This is a genomic window from Serratia sp. CY31944, from assembly GCF_052169175.1.
Classification (GTDB): Bacteria; Pseudomonadota; Gammaproteobacteria; order Enterobacterales; family Enterobacteriaceae; genus Serratia; species Serratia sarumanii.
Window position 1 is genome coordinate 309,474 of record NZ_JBJNLG010000004.1, and the last position, 19,528, is coordinate 329,001.

The following is a 19,528-nucleotide window of genomic DNA, read 5'->3' on the forward strand; positions in this document are numbered from 1 at the left end:
TTGCCTCTTTGTCCAGCCGCCGCTGCCGTACGCAGCGTTGGCTGTTGATCACGATTAAGGATTGACCCTATGGAACGACTCCGTCGACAACATAATGCCCAGTGGTATCACGAAACCCAAAGCAGCGTACGGGGCGATGCGCCGCTGGAGCCGCAGGCGGCCACCCTGCGCGATCGTTTTCTGCTGGGGCTGGGCGCCTTCGCCGACGAAGCGCTAAATGCTGCGCTCAGCGCCCGCGCCGGGGTATTCAATGCCTCGCTGGCCGGTTACCACGCGCTGTTTCCCGACCAGGTGTCGCTGTCTCGATACGTGACATTGTCACCCTACGATCGCCTCAGCACCGCGTTGACCGTCGCTCAGGTGACTGGCGTGCAATCGCTTTGTAGCCACTACGCCGCCCGCCTCGCCCCGCTGCACAGCCCGGACGCCTCCCGGGAAAGCAATATCCGTCTCGCCCAGATCACCCAATATGCCCGCCAGCTCGCCAGCCAGCCCACGCTGATTTGCCGCAGGGCGCTGCAACAGCTTGGCGACGTCGGGCTGAGCCCGGCGGATATCGTAACCTTCTCTCAGACGATCGGTTTTGTCAGCTATCAGGCGCGTGTAGTGGCGGGTGTGGCGGCGTTGGCCGGCCGCCCGGCGGTGGTGGTGCCCGGCTTCCCGAACGTCGAAGACGCCGATGGCGTCGCTTTCAGCGCCGACGAGTTGAGCTGGACTGCGCGTCTGCCGACAATCGACACGGAAGCCGCCGCCGCCGAACAGCTTGACGTGCTGGATCAGAGCCACCCGCAGGCGCGCGCCGAATCTTATTATTTGCTGTTGGCGCACGATGCCGCCGCGCTGCGCGAGCGTAACGGCGTGTTTAACGGCATCAATGCCGAAGGATATGGGTTATCGAGCCGATTGAAAGCGCTGGCGACGCTGGCGGTCTCGCGCATCAACGGCAGCCGCTACTGCGCGGCCACGGTGGCGCAAGAGCTACAGGACGACGGGCTGGCCCAGGCGCTGTTCGCCGGGCTGCCTCAGGGGCTGGCTTTTACCGAGGATGCCGTCAAACGTGCAGTGATCCACACCGCCGCCGAGCTGACGCGCGCTCCGGAGAAATTCACCCCGCAGAGCGTGCAGCCGTTGTTCAACAGCGGCCTGAATCAGGCGCAGGCGCTGGAAGTGATCCTCACCGCCGCGCTCTACGCCTGGGAAAACCGCCTGCGCCAAACGCTGGGCGATGCAGAGCCGGCACAGCCGGCGCAATGACCTATCACTGAGTTGACGGCTAATTTCGCCGTTAACTCTCTTTGGTCTATTTTGGCTAAAAACTTCAGCAAAAGATGAACTGATAAAGTATAAATCCGAAAAAATAATATTTGTCAGAATTATGATTCGTTTTTTCCTGCCGTTCGCGAAAATAACGACTCGTCAAAATTATGTCTGCAAACAAAGCAATAGAAAGATTGCGCCCTCGCTCAATTATGTAACCGTTCTCATCGCAGAAGCAGTAAAACAAGGTTTTAACCCTGCTAATTAATAGAGGAACACATTAACGCCTCTAACTTTTCAGCAGTGGTGGCCTTGCTGTTTAGTTTCTATGATTAAGCCGATAGCGACGTTGTGATTTCCATTTCAAATATTCACTAAAAATAAACGCTCGCCGTCAACCCCATTATTTTTTGATTTTCCATCACAGCAAAAAAATATTGTGAGGTAACCCCATGTCTGAGCAAGAACTTAAATCCAGCAACAGTATCGTTAACGTGATTGTCGTCATCGATACCGATGCTCTGATAGAAGCATTCGAGAATAACAACCCCAGTCAGGACTCCGGCAACCCAACAGGTATCGGCCATCAATACGCTTATATGGTCGTCACCTCCGAACAGGTGATCGGCGGTTCCGGTACGGCGGACCTGAACTTTAAAGCCAATGTCGGCGACGTCATTCGCTGGACCGGCACCTCAGAATCCGCCAATTTCGACGCCGGCGTGTTGATCTACGGGCTGCCGCAGTTCGGCAGCGGCACCCAGGTCTTTTCCAACCCGACCTTCAAAATGTACACCCGCAGCTCGATGATGCCGGCGCAAAATACCGTGTTCCCCGTCACCTTCACCAACCAAACCTATTGGTTCATCCAGGCGGACATCAGCAATACCGGCACGGAAAATTATTGCATCCAATTTGGCCTTTATTATCGGCCAAACGGCGGCGATCAGAAATTACTGGGTTATTTCTATTGGGATCCGACCATTACCATCAGCAATTAACCTTATTCCGTCGACCGTTAGGCACCACATGATTATGGCCCCTCGGGGCCATAATCGTTGCGGAAACATCGGGTAAACTTAAACATCTCTATTCATTTTGCCGACGCTGCCACTCGCTGGCGGCGTCGAAGAATTTTTGCGCCAACGGCGTGGCGCGCTCCGCCATATCGACCACCACCGCCGCATGACGCGGCATGGCGCCGATGGCCACCGGGCGCCGCTGTAATGCCGGCATCAGCGGCGATTGCAGCTGGCCGCGCGGGAAGAGCCCGCAGCCCAGGCCGACGAAAATTCCCTCCAACAGTTGGAAGATCGAGGCAGTTTCCAGCCGCGTGTGCAGCGTCAACCCGGCGTCGCGGAAGTGTTGATCGAGATAGCGGCGAAAATAACGCGTCGGCTCGGCCAGGCACAGCGGCAAAGCGGCCACCGCTTCCAGCGGTAACGGCGTATCGCCCACCAGCTTCGGGAAGTGTTGCGGATGAAATACCAGCTCGACGCCGGTTTCCACCAGCGGTTGCGATTGGAAATGCAGCTCCTTTAAGGTCGACAGCTCGAAAAAGCCGATGCCGATGTCGACGGTATGCGCCGTCAGCGCCTCCAGCAGCTGATCGGCGCTCAGCACCGCCAGCCGGTAATCGAGATGCGGGTAACGCGCGCTGACCGCCTTGAGCATTTCCGATACCGAGATACTGCACTGCGGCACCACGCCAAGGCGCAGCGTGCCGTGCAAGCCGTGCTTGAGCGACTCCACCTCCAGCTTCAGCCCCTGGTAGACCGAGACGATCTCACGTGCCCACGCCAGCACCCGCTCGCCTTCGGCGGTAAAACCGCCGAAATGGTTGCCGCGGTTAATCAGCGAAACGCCCAGCTCTTTTTCCAGATTTTTCAATCGCATGGATAGCGTTGGCTGGCTGACAAAGCTGGCTTCCGCCGCCCGGCCGAAGTGGCGTTCCCGTTCTAAATTACACAAATAAATCAGTTGTTTAATATCCATAGCGCGGCTCAATGATCGGCAGTCGCATCAGTATACCACCGGGCGCCTTCGCCCGCCCGGTGAGTCAGAGCTTCAGCTTCACGTAATCCGCCAGGCGAGAGAACACACCGCCCTGCGGCACCGCCTGCAGCGCGACCAGCGGCAGGGTTTTCACCACCTGGCCATTGTCGCTGATGCGGATCTCGCCGACGGTCTGCCCTTTGACAATCGGCGCTTCCAGCCGTGCGGTATTGATTACGTACTGCGCCTTCAGCTTGTCCGCTTCGTTTTTTGGCAGGCTGAGCGACTGGTTCTGCGCGCTGCCGACCGGCAAGCGGTGATCCTCGCCGTACCAGACCGGCTCTTCCCCCAGGCTCTGCCCGGCGCTGAACAGGTGTACGGTGGTAAAGTCGCGCAGCCCCCAGGTCAACAGCTTACGCGCCTGCTCCTCACGCCCCTTAGCGCTTTTGCCGCCCATCACCACGGCGATCAGGCGGCGATCCCCCTTGGTGGCGGAGGCAATGATGTTGAATCCGGCCGAGGCGGTGTGCCCGGTTTTCAGCCCATCGACGTGCAGCGTCTTATCCCACAGCAGGCCATTGCGGTTCTGCTGCGTGATACCGTTCCAGGTCAGCGACTTCTCGCTGTACATATGATATTCCGCCGGTTCACTCATGATAATGGCACGCGCAATCACCGCCAGATCGCCGGCGGTGGTGAACTGCCCCGGCGCATCCAGCCCGTGTACCGTTTCAAAATGGGTGTTCTGCAGGCCCAGCTGCGCGCTCTTCTCGTTCATCAGCTTGACGAAGTTGGCCTGGCTGCCCGCCACATAGTCCGCCATCGCCACGCAGGCGTCGTTGCCGGAATCGATGATAATGCCGCGGCTGAGATCGCGCACCGTGACCCTGTCACCTGGCTTCAGGAACATCAACGAAGACCCCTTGAACACCGGGTTGCCCTGCGCCCAGGCGTCTTTCCCCACGGTGACGACATCGTCAAGACCAATCTTGTGCTGGTCAAGCGCGTGGTCGATCACCAACCCGGTCATGAGTTTGGTCAGGCTGGCCGGGTTGCGCCGTTCATCGGCATTGCCGGCAGCCAACACCTGGCCGGTGGTGTAATCCATCAAAACATAAGAGGCGGCGTCTATCGCCGGCGGGGTCATGGTGGGAAAATGGGGCGTCGTTCCCGCCGCCTGCGCCGCTAAAGGCAGTAATATACCGCCGATCACCACTGATACTGAACGCTTCACGCTGTGTTCCTCAGGCCCGCAGGCTGAATAAAATGCCAATATAATCCGCGAGATAGACTGCATTAATTCACTTTCAGACGAAACCATTACTCTTTTGCAGCGGGTGTCTTTATGCAACCATTTGTTTACGTCATCGCCCGCCGGCGATAGATAAGCTCTATGCCGCCATTGCCCCATTCGATTAGACGCCACCCGGCAGCCCCCCTAAACTTGTGACATAAATACGCAAGACGCATAAAAAAGCGTTTACTTTTTAGCTACAACCACCTGCGAAGTGTCATCATGAAATTTAAACCGTCAATCAAGCCTTACACCGGCCCGGCGGGCGGCTGGGGTTCGCTTGAAGCCACCACCCGCTTTGTCCTCGACAGTAAACAAACGCTCAAAAACATGCGCAACCTGATGCGCGTCAACAAGGCTCGCGGCTTCGACTGCCCAGGCTGCGCCTGGGGCGACGACAACCACAGCACCTTCAGCTTCTGCGAAAACGGCGCCAAAGCGGTCAGTTGGGAAGCGACTCGCAGCGCCGTCGAGCCAGAGTTCTTCGCCGCCCACAGCGTCAGCACCCTGCAGCAGCAAAGCGACTATTTCCTCGAGTATCAGGGGCGCCTCACCCATCCGATGCGCTACAACGCCGAAACCGACCACTATGAGCCTATCCATTGGCCGGATGCGCTGGCGCTGATCGCCAAGCACATCAACGGCATGGACAACCCGAACCAGATCGAGCTGTATACTTCGGGCCGCGCCAGCAACGAAGCGTCGTACCTTTATCAGCTGTTCGGCCGCATGCTCGGCACCAGCAATTTCCCCGACTGCTCCAATATGTGCCACGAGGCGAGCGGCGTTGGGCTGAAACAGAGCATCGGGGTCGGCAAAGGCACCATCCGCATCGATGACTTCGAAAAGGCCGATGCCATCTTCGTGTTCGGTCAAAACCCCGGCACCAACCACCCGCGCATGCTGCACAGCCTGAAAAACGCCGCCCGACGCGGCGCGCGCATCGTCAGCTTCAACACCCTGCGCGAACGTGGGCTGGAAAGGTTCGCCGATCCGCAGGATCCGGTACAGATGCTGACGCCAAAATCCTCGCCGATCAGCTCTTCCTATTACCAACCGAATCTGGGCGGCGATATGGCGGCGGTGCGCGGCATGGTGAAAGCCCTGCTGGAAACCCACCGCCAGCGTCTGGCCGCCGGCGAGCCCGCCCTATTCGACCTGGCGTTTATCGAACGACACAGCGTCGGCGTGGAGGCTTACCTGGCGCAGGTAGACGCCACCGAGTGGCAAACCATTACCGCGCAGTCGGGCCTGAGCGAGGCGCAGCTGCGCCAGGCGGCGGCCACCTATCAGGGCGCCGAACGGGTGATCTGCACCTGGGCGATGGGCGTGACGCAGCATAAACACTCCATTGCGACGGTGCGCGAAATCACCAACCTGCAGCTGCTGTTCGGGCAACTGGGCAAACCGGGCGCCGGCCTGTGCCCGGTGCGCGGCCACAGCAACGTCCAGGGTAACCGCACCATGGGGATCGACGAGAAGTCGCCGAAGGCGCTGCTCGACAGCCTGGAGCGCCACTTTAACTTTACCGCCAACCGCGCGCTGGGCCACAACACGGTGGAAGCGATCGAAGCGATGCTGCGCGGCGAAGTGAAAGTGCTGATCGCGCTGGGCGGCAACCTGGCCGCCGCGGCGCCGGACACCGAGCGCACCGCCCGCGCCCTGCGCAACTGCGATTTGACGGTGCATATCAGCACCAAGCTTAACCGCAGCCATCTGGTGACCGGCAAAGACGCGCTGATCCTGCCGACGCTCGGCCGCACCGAACTGGACATGCAGGCCAGCGGCTCGCAGTACATTACGGTCGAGGATTCGTTCAGCATGGTGCACGCCTCGGAAGGCATCGGCAAACCGCTGGCGGAGACCCAACGTTCGGAGACGGCGATCGTCTGCGGCATCGCCGACGCGGTGCTGGGCACCCAGCAGTTGGACTGGCTGGAACTGGCCGACGACTACTCGCTGATCCGCGATCATATCGCCGCCACCATTCCCGGCTTTGAGGATTTCAACCGGCGCTGCGACCAGCCCGGCGGTTTCTACCTGGGCAATGCCGCCGCCGAACTGCGCTTCGCCACGCCAAGCGGCAAGGCAGAATTCAGCGCCGCCGCGCTGCCGACCACCCTGTTCCCGCAGCTGGGCGGCGAGCAAGCGCCGTTTACCCTGCAGACGCTGCGCTCGCACGATCAGTACAACACCACCATTTATGGCCTGGATGACCGTTATCGCGGCGTTTACGGCCAACGCGAAGTGTTGTTCATCCATCCGGAGGATCTGGCGGCGCTGGGCCTGCAGGATGGCGAACGGGTAGAGATAGAAACCCTGTGGAACGATGGCGTGGTGCGTAAAGTGGACGGGTTCAAGCTGGTGAGTTACGACATTCCGCGTGGCAACCTGGCGGCCTACTACCCGGAAACCAACCCGCTGGTGCCACTGGCCAGCTTCGGCGACGGTACCGGCACGCCGACTTCGAAGTCGATTCCGGTGGTGATCCGCCGCAGCGAACAGCAACCTTCGCGGCGCATCGCCTGAAAACGCGCGCCCGGTTCACCCCGGGCGCGCCAATATCGCCAGGATGGTCTGCAATTCGTCGGACAGCTGATGCCGTCGCCAGACGAAGTACAGGTCGCTCACCCCCTCCTCACCCATTTCCACCACCTTCAGCCCCGGCGCCGGCAAGATCAGCGGCAGCAACGAACCGGGTACGCAGGCGACGCCACAACCGGCCTGCACGCAGGCCGCCATCGCGGCATAAGACTCCATTTCCAGCGTCATGCGCGGTTTCAGCCCGCGCGAGGCCAGCCAGTGATCGACCTTCAGGCGAAACGAACATTCGCGGCTGAAGGTGTAAAACTCCAGCGGCGCCAGCGTGGCGGCGTCGGGTTCCCCGGCATCGGCCGGCATCAGCAATACCAGCCGTTCGTCGAATGCCTTTTGGCTGGCCAGCAGCGGATGTTCTATCGGGCCGTCGGTGATCGCCAGATCGAGATCGCTGTCGATCAACATGCGTTCCAGCACCAACGAGTCGCGGCTCAGCACGTTGATGTGCAGATGAGGCTGTAAACGGCGCAGCCGGGCAATGCGCGCCGGCAAATGGCTGACCAGCGAGAAATCCAGCGCCCCGAGGTTCAGCAGCCCATGTTGGTGCTCGCCGGCGAACAGCTGCTTGCTGCGCTCCGCCTGCGCCACAATGTCGCGCGCCTGCTGGTAGAACAGCCGCCCTTTGGGATTGACGTACAGCCGGTTCTTGTCGCGGAAAAACAGCTCGCCGCCCAGCGACTCCTCCAGCTCGCGCAGCCGCAGCGTGATGTTGGAAGGCACGCAGTGCAGCTCGCGCGCGGCGGCGGCGATGGTTTTATGTTCCACCACGGTGCAGAAAAACTTCAGCTGGCTCAGCTTCATCTATCATTCACTTTTAGTTAGTGTTTTAGTTAAAAACAATCACTTTAGATTAGCATCGATTTCACCTACAGTCTGCCGACACCCTGAGGAGGATCTCTGATGCCACTGAATGACCTACTGACGCTGCCCGGCGTGGCGGCCCAACCGGATGCGGTAACCGACGGTTACGTGTTCAACCACACCATGATCCGCGTGAAGGATCTGACCAAGGCGCTGGATTTCTACACCCGCGTGCTGGGCTTTACCCCGGTTTATCTGGAAACGTTCGAAGAAGCCGCCTTCACCATCTGCTACCTGACGCGCAGCCCGCGTGAACAGATCCCGCAGGACGACGACGAGCGCAAACGCTGGGCGCTGAGCCAGCCGGGCATTCTCGAGCTGACCCATAACCACGGCACCGAAAATCAGGCGGATTTCCACTATCACAACGGCAACGGCGAGCCGCGCGGCTTTGGCCACCTGTGCGTCACGGTGCCGGACGTGCGCGCCGCCTGCGAGCGGTTTGAGCGCCTCGGCGTCACCTTCCAGAAACGCCTGCATGAAGGCCGCATGAACTACGTGGCGTTCATTCGCGATCCGGACGATTACTGGATTGAAATCCTGCAGCCGACGCCGCTGCAAGACTGACGGTCACCCGCCCTCCACCCCGGCCCTCGCGCCGGGGTTTTTCATCGATAGCGTTTCGATTGACCAATCTTGCGCAAAATCGCGCGGCAACGCGGGGTTCAGTGACGTTAGGCTTGCTCGCAGCGGGTGATTCGCGTAAAACTGTCAGCCGCAAATCTTGCCACTCACAACCCATTCACTGGACGATATGTTTCAAGATAACCCGCTGCTGGCGCAGCTTAAACAGCAACTTCACTCTCAAACCCCGCGCGTTGAAGGCGTCGTGAAAGGGACTGAGAAAGGCTTTGGCTTTCTTGAAGTAGACGGTCAAAAAAGTTACTTCATTCCGCCGCCGTACATGAAGAAAGTCATGCACGGGGATCGCATTATCGCCACCCTGCACACCGAGAAAGAGCGCGAAATCGCCGAGCCGGAAACCCTGGTCGAGCCGTTCCTGTCGCGCTTTGTCGGCCGCGTGCAAAAGCGCGACGACCGTCTGTCCATCGTGCCCGATCATCCGTTGCTGAAAGAGGCGATTCCGTGCCGCCCGGTGCGTGAATTGACCCACAACTTCCAGGCCGGCGACTGGGCGGTGGCGGAAATGCGCCGTCATCCGCTGAAAGGCGATCGCGGCTTCAACGCCGATCTGACCCAGTTTATCACCAACGGTGAAGACCATTTCGCCCCGTGGTGGGTGACGCTGGCGCGTCACAACCTGGAAAAAGAGGCGCCGGAGATGCTGGCTCTCAGCGAACCGGCCGCCGCGTCGGCGCGTGAAGATCTGACCGCGCTCGAATTCGTCACCATCGACAGCGCCAGCACCGAAGACATGGACGATGCGCTGTACGTGACCGACAACGGCGACGGTTCGTTGCAGTTGACCATCGCCATCGCCGATCCGACCGCCTACGTCGAACAAGGCAGCAAGCTGGACGATATCGCCCGCGTGCGCGCCTTCACCAACTACCTGCCTGGCTTCAACATCCCGATGTTGCCGCGCGATCTGTCGGACAACCTGTGCTCGCTGCGCCCTAACGAGCGCCGCCAGGTGCTGGCTTGCCGCGTGACCATCGCCGCCGACGGCGCGCTGGGCGAAGATATTCAGTTCTTCGCCGCCGAGATCGAATCCAAAGCCAAACTGGTGTACGACGAAGTGTCCGACTGGCTGGAAGGCATTGCCGGCTGGCAGCCACCGAGCGACGCCATCGCACAGCAGGTAGCCCTGCTGAAACGCGTTTGCGACGCGCGCAACGCCTGGCGCCACCAGCATGCGCTGGTGTTTAAAGATCGCCCGGACTACCGCTTCGTGCTGGGTGAAAAAGGCGACGTGCTGGAGATCGTTACCGAGCAGCGCCGCAGCGCTAACCGCATCGTTGAAGAGTGCATGATCGCCGCCAACGTCTGCGCCGCCATCGTGCTGCGCGATCGCCTGGGCTTCGGCGTGTACAACGTGCACACCGGTTTCGATCCTGCGCTGGTCGAGCAAGCGGTCACCGTATTGCAGGCCAACGGCGTGGAAGCCGAAGCCGACAAGCTGCTGACCCTCGACGGTTTCTGCGAACTGCGCCGCCACCTGGACGCGCAGCCGACCCAGTTCCTCGACAGCCGCATCCGCCGCTTCCAGACCTTCGCGGAGATCAGCACCACGCCGGGGCCACACTTCGGTCTGGGGCTGGAGGCTTACGCCACCTGGACATCGCCGATCCGTAAATACGGCGATATGGTCAACCATCGCCTGCTGAAGGCGATCATCAACCAGCAGCCGGCGGAAAAACCGCAGGATGACGTGACGGTACAGCTGGCGGAGCGCCGCCGCCTCAACCGCATGGCGGAGCGCGACGTCGGCGACTGGCTGTACGCTCGCTTCCTGCAGGACAAGGCCGGTACCGATACCCGCTTCAACGCCGAGATCATCGACGTGACCCGCGGCGGCCTGCGCGTGCGCCTGCTGGACAACGGCGCGGTTGCCTTCATTCCGGCGCCGTTTATTCACGCGGTGCGCGACGAGATGCAGTGCAGCCAGGAAACCGGCACCGTGCAGATCAAGGGTGAAGTGGTTTACCGCCAGAGCGACACCTTGCAGGTCACCATCGCCGAAGTGCGCATGGAAACGCGCAGCGTGATCGCCCGCCCTGCGGCCTGAACGCCAACCTGAAACGGTAGCAGCGCCAAACGCCGACGGTGAAAACCGCCGGCGTTTTTTTTCGCCTTATTCCGGCTAGCGCAGCGGCTCGCCGCCGGTTTCGCGCAGCAGCGGCAGTACCGCCAGCGAAGCCAGCGTCGCCAGCATCAAATAGACGGCGGGCGCCAGCAGCGAGCCGCTCAGCGCGATCGACTGCGAGGCGATGTACTGGGCAAAACCGCCGAAGATCGCCACCCCAAGGCTGTAGACCAACGCAAACCCCAAAGCGCGAATGCGCTGCGGGAACAGCTCCGAAATCATCAGCATGGTCGGCACCGAACCGAGCGTGGTCAACCCGACCAGCAGCGCGACTATCAGCAACAGCACCGCCGGATGCGGCACCGCGCTCAGCCACCAAAACGCCGGCAGGGCCACGATCAGAATTGCGATCCGCGACCAACGGATCAGCGGCAGGCGGCCGTAACGATCGCACCAGTGCCCGACCAGCAGGCTGCCGCCGAAGGTGACAAGCCCCGCCAGCAGCATCGCGGCATAGCCGTAGGCCTGCGCCATCCCCAAGTATTTCACCGCGTAGGTGCCGAGATAATACATCGAGATGTAAGTGGCGACGGTGGCGCCGATGGTCAGCATCACGCCGAGCACCACCGCCCGCGAGTGCTTGCGCAACTGCGCGGGTGGCTCGTGCGCCCGCGGCACCGACGGCCGATCGCTCTCCAGCCCGAGACGCAGCCAGCAACCGAGCGGCGCCAACGCCACGCCGATAAAGAAAGGAATACGCCATCCCCACTCGGCCATGGCGTTCGGCTCGCCGGAAAGCACCGGCAAGGCCGCGCTGAGCGCCAGCGCGGTGACGCCGCCAACCACGGTGGCGATGCCCTGCGTCGCCAACGACCAGCTGGAATAGAAGCCGCGCCGGTTGGGCGGCGCCGACTCCACCAGCAACGACATCGACGCCCCTACCTCGCCGCCCGCCGCCACGCCCTGGATCAAGCGCGCCGCTACCAAGGTGACGGTTCCCCAGTAGCCGGCGCTGGCGTAGGTCGGCGCAAAGCCGATCATCGCCGTGCCCAGGCTCATCAAGGAAATCGTCAGGATCATCGCCGGTTTGCGGCCGCAGCGATCGGCATAGGCGCCAATCAGAATGCCGCCCAGCGGCCGCATGAAGAAGCTGACGCCAAACGTCGCGAACGCCAACAGCAATGCCAAATGCGGATCGCTGGACGGTGGAAAGAACAATACGCTGATGTAAATAACGAAGAAGTTATAAATACCGAAGTCGAAAAACTCCAGCGCATTACCGAAAGAGGCGGCGAATATGACCTTTTTGCCGCTGGCGTTCGGAGCCGATATTATTGCCGTTTGAGTTTCAGCCGTATTTTCACTCATCATTATCTTCCCTGTTATTATTTTTCGCGTTTATTTTAAATACGCTTCCGCCAACGCTGCCCAATAATGGCTGCCGGCCGCCAGACAGCCGTCGTTAAAGTCATATCCCGGGTTATGCACCATGCAGCTGCCTTCGCCATCGCCGTTGCCGATGATCAGGTAACAGCCCTGCGGGTGCGCATCGAGCATGAAGGCGAAATCTTCGCTGCCCATCAGCGGCCGGGCGCCATAGTGCGCGCGGGAGGCGCCGAACTGCTGCTGTGCCACGCGGTGGGCGAAACGGGTCATCCCTTCGTCGTTGACCAGCACCGGCGTGCCGTTAACATGTTCCACCACCGCGCGAGCGCCGAAGCTTGCCGCCTGCGCCTCGATCAGCGCCGGAATGCGCGCCAGCAAGGTTGCGCGCGCCTGGCGATCCAGCGAGCGCACGCTGAGCTTCATCTCCGCGCTGTCCGGGATCACGTTGGCCGCCTCACCGGCCTTGATGCTGCCGACGGTGATCACCGCCGCTTCCAGCGGATCGATATTGCGCGAGACGATGCTCTGCAGGGAAACGGTGATATGCGAGGCCACCAGCACCGGATCGATCGTCAGCTGCGGGATGGCGCCGTGGCCGCCACGCCCCTGCACCCGCACGTTGAACTGATCCATCGAGGCCATAAACGGGCCGTGCTGGAAGAAGAACTCACCGAGCGGCATGCCCGGCATGTTGTGCATGGCGAAGATGGCGTCGCAGGGGAAGCGCTCGAACAGCCCCTGTTCCACCATGCGCGCGCCGCCGTTCAGCATCTCTTCCGCCGGTTGGAAAATCAGGTGCAGCGTGCCGTTGAAGTTGCGCGTATGCGCCAGGTAACGGGCGGCGCCGAGCAGCATGGTGGTATGGCCGTCATGGCCGCAGGCGTGCATGCGGTTGGCCACGCTGCTGCTCCAGGGTTTGCCGGTGTTCTCCTCGATCGGCAAGGCATCCATATCGGCGCGCAGCCCGAGGCTTTTCACGCCGTCGCCCGCCCGCAGCGTGCCCACCACGCCGGTGCCCGCCAATCCGCGGTGCACCTCATAACCCCACGAACTCAGATAATCCGCGACCAGATCGCTGGTGCGAAACTCTTCGAAACCCAATTCGGGGTGCTGATGAATGTCGTGCCGAATAGCCGTGAGCTGCGGTAAATACCCTTCGATGATTTTATTTATCATAATTACATTCCTTTCGTGATTTTATTATTTATTTCGTGAATGAATAAACCTGAGGGTGAAAATAAAGGTATAACACGGCATGAATAATTTTATTTCGGCTCGCCTCGACAGATAAAATAATAATCCGCCAGACGCCGTATCCAGATAAAAAACGACAATGATTCGCTGTACGCACCGCGAAAATGCAGAATGAATAACTGCCCGGGATTCTGTGGGCGGCAGCCTGCGCCAACGCTGTTTCATCACTTTGTTTTTACACTAAAACCCCACCTGCTTCACATTTCTCATCCGACCTGCCGCAGTTCAGCGGCAAAACTTCTACTGTTAAAACGTCATTCCAAATAACAACGTCGATTTTTACCTCTGTACGCCAAGGAGTTGTTTCATGAAAAACATCAGGTCCGGACTTATCTGGCTGCTGGTGGCGTTGGTCGGCGCCTTCGCCTTCGCCATGCTGGCGCTCAGCCGCGGCGAACACGTCAACGCCGTCTGGCTGGTGGTCGCCGCCGTCGCCTGCTACAGCATCGCCTACCGCTTCTACAGCCGGTTCATTGCCGACAAGGTCTTTGAACTGGACGACCGCCGTCTGACCCCGGCCGAACGCCGCAACGACGGCCTGGACTATGTGCCCACCAACAAATGGGTGCTGTTCGGCCACCACTTCGCCGCCATCGCCGGCGCCGGGCCGCTGGTGGGGCCGATTCTGGCCGCGCAGATGGGCTTCCTGCCGGGGACCATCTGGATCCTGGTCGGCGTCATGCTGGCCGGCGCGGTGCAGGATTTCCTGGTGCTGTTCATTTCCACGCGCCGCGACGGGCGTTCGCTGGGGGAAATGGCCAAGCAAGAGTTGGGCGCCTTCGCCGGGGTGATCACCATGCTCGGCGCGCTGGGGGTGATGATCATCATCCTGTCGGCGCTGGCGCTGGTGGTGGTAAAAGCGCTGGCCGACAGCCCGTGGGGGCTGTTCACCATCGCCGCCACCATCCCGATCGCGCTGTTAATGGGCATCTACATGCGTTTTATCCGGCCGGGCAAGATCGCTGAAATTTCGGTGATTGGCTTCGTGCTGATGCTGCTGGCGATCATTTACGGCGGCAACGTGGCGCAAGATCCCTACTGGGGGCCGTTCTTCACGCTGCACGGCACCACCCTGACCTGGGTGCTGGTGATCTACGGCTTCGTCGCTTCGGTGCTGCCGGTGTGGCTGCTGCTGGCGCCGCGCGACTACCTTTCCACCTTTATGAAAATCGGCGTCATCATCGGCCTGGCCATCGGCATCGTCTTCGCCATGCCGGAGATGAAAATGCCGGCGGTTTCGCGCTTCATCGACGGCAGCGGCCCGGTGTTCGCCGGCGCCCTGTTCCCGTTCCTGTTCATCACCATCGCCTGCGGCGCCATTTCCGGCTTCCACGCGCTGGTCTCCAGCGGCACTACGCCCAAGCTGGTGGAGCGCGAAAGCCACATCCGCTTTATCGGTTACGGCGCCATGCTGATGGAGTCTTTCGTCGCCATCATGGCGCTGATCTGCGCCTCGGTGCTGGATCCGGGCGTTTACTTCGCCATGAACTCGCCGGCGGCGCTGATCGGCACCACGGTGGAAAATGCTTCGCAGGTCATCAACAGCTGGGGCTTTATCGTCACACCGGAAACGCTGGCGCTGATCGCCAAAGAGGTGGGTGAGAACTCCATCCTGTCGCGCGCCGGCGGCGCCCCGACCTTCGCCGTGGGCATGGCGCACATCATCAGCGAGGTGTTCAACAGCCGGGCGATGATGGCCTTCTGGTACCACTTCGCCATTCTGTTCGAAGCGCTGTTCATTCTGACCGCCGTCGACGCCGGTACCCGCGCCTGCCGCTTTATGGTGCAGGATCTGGTGGGCGTGGCGGTGCCGCAGCTGGCCAACAACCGTTCCTGGTTCGGCAATCTGGCGGGCACCACGGTGGCGGTAGCCGGCTGGGGCTTCTTCGTGTATCAAGGCGTGGTCGATCCGCTCGGCGGCATCAATACCCTGTGGCCGCTGTTCGGCATCGGCAACCAGATGCTGGCATCGATGGCGCTGATCCTCGGCACCGTGGTGCTGTTCAAGATGAAAAAACAGCGTTACGCCTGGGTTACCATCCTGCCGACCGCCTGGCTGTTCGTGACCTCCATGACCGCCGGCTGGCAGAAAATCTTCCACGAGAAACCGAGCATCGGTTTCCTGGCGCAGGCGAAGAAATTCTCCACCGGCATTGAGCAAAGCACGATCATTGCGCCGGCCAAATCGCTGAAAGACATGGAGACCATCGTGTTCAGCAACCAAATCAACGCCGCGCTGTGCGGGTTCTTTATGCTGGTGGCGGTAACCATGCTGATCGCCGCCTTCTTCGCGATCCGCCGGGCGTTGCGCTCCGAACAGCCGACGACGCATGAGGTCAGCGCCGCGCTGCGGGAGGAGACCGGCCGCAGCTGAGTCTCGCCGTTAGGATAAACGGCCGGCCTCTTGAGCAGAGCACTGCTTAAGGGGTTGGGCCGTTAACGGACGACAGTTTGTCTGAAGATGTCGCCCCCAGGAATATTGTCTTCACCGACCCGCCTCTTGATTTCCATCGCCAGATACGGCGAGGCGCCGCTCGCCAGCGCACCCGTCAGGTTATTGCCCGCCAGTGCCGTCAGCGCCCCCGTTACCGCCTGCGCCGCCTTCTGCAGGTCGCTGCCGGTGCCGTATTGCCCCATCGCGTTGTCGTATGCCCGCTGCAGTACGTCCGCCTCGCGGAACGGTTTGCCGTTCTTCTCCAGTTGCTTCCTGGCCTGCGCCACCGGGTCTTTCTGCGCCTTCAGCCCGGCGATATCTCCCTGCGTGCGGATGACGTCCATCGCCTGGCCGCCAATCTCCCCAATCAACTGCGCCTGTTTGAGCCGGTTTTGCTCCTTCTCCTTGTTGAATATCGGGCTGATGCTGCCGGCGTTGGCATGCTCGGTATCCCGGTTCAGCTGCGCCACATCCTGCTGCTGTCTGCCGGTGTCACGGATTATCAGCGTACCTTCACTGACCCCGGCCTTCGTCGTGCCCGCTGTGGTTGGCGCCCGACAGCATACCGCCGGCCATATTGGTCAGCAGGCCTTTGCCCACCGGCCCGCCGGTGCTGAAGCTGCCGCCGCTGTGCGTTGCGCTGTAGTCCGCCTGGTTGTGGATGTCCGTCCAGCCCAGCGTGCCGGTATCGAGGCGGTTTTTCTCCTTGTCAGCTTGGCTTGCAATCACAGCGCCGTCGAGCTGGGTGTGTTCTTTGACCTTGACGTCATACCCGCCTTGGCCGGCAAACAGCCCGGTCTGCTCTTTTACCGAGTCGAAGTTGCTGTGCAGTTTGTCCTTGCTGGCGCTTACGTTGGCTGAGCCGGTCATCGAGCCGAAGGTGAAGCTGCCGCCCGCGCTGGCGTTTTGCTGTTTGGCGTCATAACGGTCGCTGTCCTGCTGGCTTTCCAGCGCCAGGTTACGGCCCACGTCGACGGTGACTTTTTCTCCGCTGGCCTGCGCGCCGGTAAGCCGAACCCGCTGTCGCAACTGACCCTCAAGGGCCGTTGGCTGGAGCCGCTGGGATTCACCACAGGCCAGCGGATCGAGGTGATCACCGAACCGGGCCAGTTGAGTACCCGCCACTGAGGGAGCCGTATGAACATCACCTTTACCCCTGAGCCGATCCCGGAGCTGACGCTCACAGACGGCGCCCTGGCCGCACTCGGTTTTACATCCGGCATACCGTTGCAGCTTACGCTGCGGCCTGGTGGTCTGTGGATCACCACTGTGACCGATGAGGCCACCTGGGAAGCCGTCTGTGAAGCCAGCCAGCACCGCCACGGCATGGGGGCTGAATGGGTGCGGGAGAACGGCAAGGTGATTATTGGCGGCGACTGGCTCACCGAGTCCGGCATTGCCAGCGCTGAACAGCTTGAGGTGACCGCTGCGCACGGTGTTATCCGGTTACAGCGGCGGGAAGTGGGAGGATTTAGGGCTTAGAAGTAAGAACCCCGGCCAGTTGGCCGGGGTCAGTTATACGATTATTTGATTGATTTTTAATATATCTTTTCTTAAATCATCGTTAATATCCGAAGGCTCTAACTGACTTATAAGCTGCTTTATTTGGATAAAAGTACGTTTGTGATCTTTTAGATCTTCGCCTTTTATCGTCGATAAAGCGGCTATAAGTTCACCATCATAATATTCTCCAGCCAGCGGATCTTCAGTCAGAACACCCAAAACTCTTGGCATCAACTGATCAACACATAGATCTTGCCGAATGGCACGGCAAAGATCCTCTACGGCCAACTCTTCGATAGGTATGTCAATGACGCGTTCGAACCATAGTTCAAGCGGAGATTGTTGACTTGGTTCCTTCGTTAAGTTGATGTTTCCTATCAATTTACGGAAGGTAATCATATCCCATATCCTTTCAAGGCTGATTCTATTTTATTAATGGCGTCAGTTGCTCTGCCATATGCAGCCTGAGCCTCAGGGTTATTTACGTTTTTCAACGTATCCGCATGGTTCCGCAATCCCCGGAGAGTGTTTTGCATTTCCTGCATATGATCCCAATAACCGCCACTCTCTTTAGGAACAGGATTACCATCCATATCCTTGAGGGTTCCTGTTATATCATGATCTTTCAGAGCATTTTTTATAGTGTTATCAATCTTCTTGATAGCACTTTCTTGCTTCTGATTCAGATTATCGACTTTTTTCTCTTCTGATTTGTTCGGATCATTTTCTGGCGGTGGTGGTGTTCCAGTTCCAGACCCCGAACCACCCAGTTCTTTCTTCTGTTCATCAGTCAGATCCTTGCCTATACTCGGGTTCGAGGCTGCATCCGGTGCATATTTATCCTGAAGTGAACTCAGATATTTACTGGTGATTTCATCGTTACCCATCATTTTCAAGGTAACAAGATGCTCCAGCTCATCGGACGTCATCTTGTCCGCTATATCCTTCACGGCTGCACCTGCCAGTCCGGCAATACCCGCCTTGGCGCCTATCTCCAGCAACTGCTCTGCGACCTTGCTACGACACGGTGCAGCGATAGCACAACCTTCCGCAACGACCTTCAGGAAGTTATTCTCCACCGCATTCTTCCCTGCCTGCCCGCCGGTCACCGCTCCTGCAGTATCCCCCGTCGCCAGCCCGCCTGCAAGCCCTGCGGCCAGCTGGCTCAGTGCGCTCACCTGCTGCTTCTCGCTTTCGCTCAGCTGCTCTTTCGTTTTGCCCGGGAACAGCTGGCCGGCAATGTAGCGCGCCGCCAGTTCACCTCCCCCCGCGCCCAGTCCCCCTGCCGCGGCCGACTGGTTGTTCAACTGCGCCGTCACCGCCCCCAGCACCGCGTGCGCCATCGCATTGGCGGCAACGTCGACTTCACCGGTCAGCGGATTGGTGGTCAGTTTCTTGATTTCCGTCGCCAGATACGGCGAGGCACCGCTCGCCAGCGCGCCCGCCAGGTTATTGCCCGCCAGTGCCGTCAGCGCCCCCGTCACCGCCTGCGCCGCCTTCTGCAGGTCGCTGCCGGTGCCGTATTGCCGCATCGCGTTGTCGTACGCCCGCTGCATCACCGCCGCATCGTTCGTTGGTTTGCCGCTCTTCTCAAGCTGTTCCCTGGCCTGCGCCAGCGCCGCCGGGTCTTTCTGCGCCTTCAGCCCGGCGATATCGCCCTGCGTGCGGATGACGTCCATCGCCTGGCCGCCAATCTCGCCGATAAGCTGCGCCTGTTTGAGCCGGTTTTGCTCCTTCTCCTTGTTGAATATCGGGCTGATGCTGCCGGCGTTGGCATGCTCGGTATCCCGGTTCAGCTGCGCCACATCCTGCTGCTGTTTGCCGGTGTCGCGGACTATCAGCGTACCTTCGCTAACCCCGGCCTTTGTCGTGCCCTCGGCGTGCCCGCTGTTGTTGGCGCCCGACAGCATGCCGCCGGCCATGTTGGTCAGCAGGTCTTTGCCCACCGGCCCGCCGGTGCTGAATGACCCGCCGCTGTGCGTCGCGCTGTAGTCCGCCTGGTTGTGGATGTCCGTCCAGCCCAGCGTGCCGGTATCGAGGCGGCTCTGTCCTTTGCCTACCATGCTTGAAACAAAGATCCCGGCCAAATTGCTGGAAACTTTGCTACTTGATAGGGCAATTATAATGCGCAGGTATTTGATAATGCTCTGGTATATCAGGCCAATCTGAAGATCTCAATAAAGAATCCGCATCCTCTTTAAATGCATCAAAAAAACTTGATAAATTCATTGAGTACACT

At 60.0% G+C, this 19,528-nt stretch carries 14 protein-coding genes and 2 pseudogenes; 8 read left to right on the forward strand and 8 right to left on the reverse strand.

Features of this window, described 5'->3' with window-relative positions; genetic code table 11:
* The first annotated feature begins 69 nt into the window (after positions 1–69).
* A complete protein-coding gene (locus ACJ8IN_RS06990; RefSeq protein ID WP_033634696.1) occupies positions 70–1,254 on the forward strand; it encodes a CMD domain-containing protein in 1,185 nt (394 codons plus the stop codon).
* Between the two features lie 455 nt (positions 1,255–1,709).
* Positions 1,710–2,258 carry an inclusion body family protein gene (locus ACJ8IN_RS06995; RefSeq protein ID WP_033634697.1) on the forward strand — a complete coding sequence of 183 codons (549 nt, stop codon included), beginning with the start codon at positions 1,710–1,712 and terminating at the stop codon, positions 2,256–2,258.
* 88 nt (positions 2,259–2,346) lie between these two features.
* On the opposite strand, the gene ACJ8IN_RS07000 is transcribed toward ACJ8IN_RS06995, so the two are convergent.
* Positions 2,347–3,252 carry a LysR family transcriptional regulator gene (locus tag ACJ8IN_RS07000; RefSeq protein ID WP_308325763.1) on the reverse strand — a complete coding sequence of 302 codons (906 nt, stop codon included), beginning with the start codon at positions 3,250–3,252 and terminating at the stop codon, positions 2,347–2,349.
* A 64-nt stretch (positions 3,253–3,316) separates the two neighbouring features.
* On the reverse strand, positions 3,317–4,486 hold the full coding sequence (dacD, locus tag ACJ8IN_RS07005; RefSeq protein ID WP_308325764.1) for a serine-type D-Ala-D-Ala carboxypeptidase DacD: 1,170 nt from the start codon (positions 4,484–4,486) through the stop codon (positions 3,317–3,319).
* A 282-nt stretch (positions 4,487–4,768) separates the two neighbouring features.
* On the opposite strand from dacD, the gene ACJ8IN_RS07010 reads away from it, so the two are divergent.
* Positions 4,769–7,075 carry an FdhF/YdeP family oxidoreductase gene (locus ACJ8IN_RS07010; protein ID WP_308325765.1) on the forward strand — a complete coding sequence of 769 codons (2,307 nt, stop codon included), beginning with the start codon at positions 4,769–4,771 and terminating at the stop codon, positions 7,073–7,075.
* Between the two features lie 15 nt (positions 7,076–7,090).
* Here ACJ8IN_RS07010 and ACJ8IN_RS07015 read toward each other — a convergent pair whose 3' ends face one another.
* On the reverse strand, positions 7,091–7,945 hold the full coding sequence (locus ACJ8IN_RS07015) for a LysR family transcriptional regulator (RefSeq protein WP_060420968.1): 855 nt from the start codon (positions 7,943–7,945) through the stop codon (positions 7,091–7,093).
* A gap of 99 nt (positions 7,946–8,044) precedes the next feature.
* Here ACJ8IN_RS07015 and gloA point away from each other — a divergent pair, with 99 nt between their 5' ends.
* Together gloA and ACJ8IN_RS07025 are read left to right on the forward strand one after the other, a co-directional pair.
* Positions 8,045–8,572 carry a lactoylglutathione lyase gene (gene gloA, locus ACJ8IN_RS07020; protein WP_004930603.1) on the forward strand — a complete coding sequence of 176 codons (528 nt, stop codon included), beginning with the start codon at positions 8,045–8,047 and terminating at the stop codon, positions 8,570–8,572.
* Positions 8,573–8,759: 187 nt separating this feature from the next.
* Positions 8,760–10,694: an exoribonuclease II gene (locus ACJ8IN_RS07025; protein ID WP_048321642.1), complete on the forward strand. Its 1,935-nt coding sequence runs from the start codon at positions 8,760–8,762 to the stop codon at positions 10,692–10,694.
* A 75-nt stretch (positions 10,695–10,769) separates the two neighbouring features.
* Here ACJ8IN_RS07025 and ACJ8IN_RS07030 read toward each other — a convergent pair whose 3' ends face one another.
* Both ACJ8IN_RS07030 and ACJ8IN_RS07035 read right to left on the reverse strand, forming a co-directional pair.
* On the reverse strand, positions 10,770–12,080 hold the full coding sequence (locus ACJ8IN_RS07030; protein ID WP_039565906.1) for an MFS transporter: 1,311 nt from the start codon (positions 12,078–12,080) through the stop codon (positions 10,770–10,772).
* Between the two features lie 30 nt (positions 12,081–12,110).
* The gene (locus tag ACJ8IN_RS07035) at positions 12,111–13,274 is read right to left on the reverse strand and encodes a M20 aminoacylase family protein (RefSeq protein ID WP_308325767.1); all 1,164 of its coding nucleotides are present in this window, start codon (positions 13,272–13,274) and stop codon (positions 12,111–12,113) included.
* A gap of 385 nt (positions 13,275–13,659) precedes the next feature.
* On the opposite strand from ACJ8IN_RS07035, the gene ACJ8IN_RS07040 reads away from it, so the two are divergent.
* Complete coding sequence (locus ACJ8IN_RS07040) at positions 13,660–15,726, forward strand: carbon starvation CstA family protein (RefSeq protein ID WP_308325768.1); 2,067 nt, start codon at positions 13,660–13,662, stop codon at positions 15,724–15,726.
* 101 nt (positions 15,727–15,827) lie between these two features.
* Here the strand turns inward: ACJ8IN_RS07040 and ACJ8IN_RS07045 are convergent.
* Positions 15,828–16,797, reverse strand: a pseudogene (locus ACJ8IN_RS07045) (hemagglutinin repeat-containing protein); the annotation flags it as partial.
* On the opposite strand from ACJ8IN_RS07045, the gene ACJ8IN_RS07050 reads away from it, so the two are divergent.
* Both ACJ8IN_RS07050 and ACJ8IN_RS07055 read left to right on the forward strand, forming a co-directional pair.
* A complete protein-coding gene (locus ACJ8IN_RS07050) occupies positions 16,783–16,914 on the forward strand; it encodes a SymE family type I addiction module toxin (RefSeq protein ID WP_072270352.1) in 132 nt (43 codons plus the stop codon). The pseudogene ACJ8IN_RS07045 and the gene ACJ8IN_RS07050 sit on opposite strands and share 15 nt — an antisense overlap.
* A gap of 9 nt (positions 16,915–16,923) precedes the next feature.
* On the forward strand, positions 16,924–17,268 hold the full coding sequence (locus tag ACJ8IN_RS07055) for a hypothetical protein (protein ID WP_047567224.1): 345 nt from the start codon (positions 16,924–16,926) through the stop codon (positions 17,266–17,268).
* Positions 17,269–17,301: 33 nt separating this feature from the next.
* Here the strand turns inward: ACJ8IN_RS07055 and ACJ8IN_RS07060 are convergent, their stop codons facing one another.
* Together ACJ8IN_RS07060 and ACJ8IN_RS07065 are read right to left on the reverse strand one after the other, a co-directional pair.
* Positions 17,302–17,688, reverse strand: a complete 387-nt coding sequence (locus tag ACJ8IN_RS07060; protein ID WP_047567222.1) for a contact-dependent growth inhibition system immunity protein — start codon at positions 17,686–17,688, stop codon at positions 17,302–17,304.
* Positions 17,685–19,334: pseudogene (locus ACJ8IN_RS07065) on the reverse strand (VENN motif pre-toxin domain-containing protein); the annotation flags it as partial. The pseudogene ACJ8IN_RS07065 and the gene ACJ8IN_RS07060, both read right to left, overlap by 4 nt.
* Between the last annotated feature and the right edge of the window lie 194 nt (positions 19,335–19,528).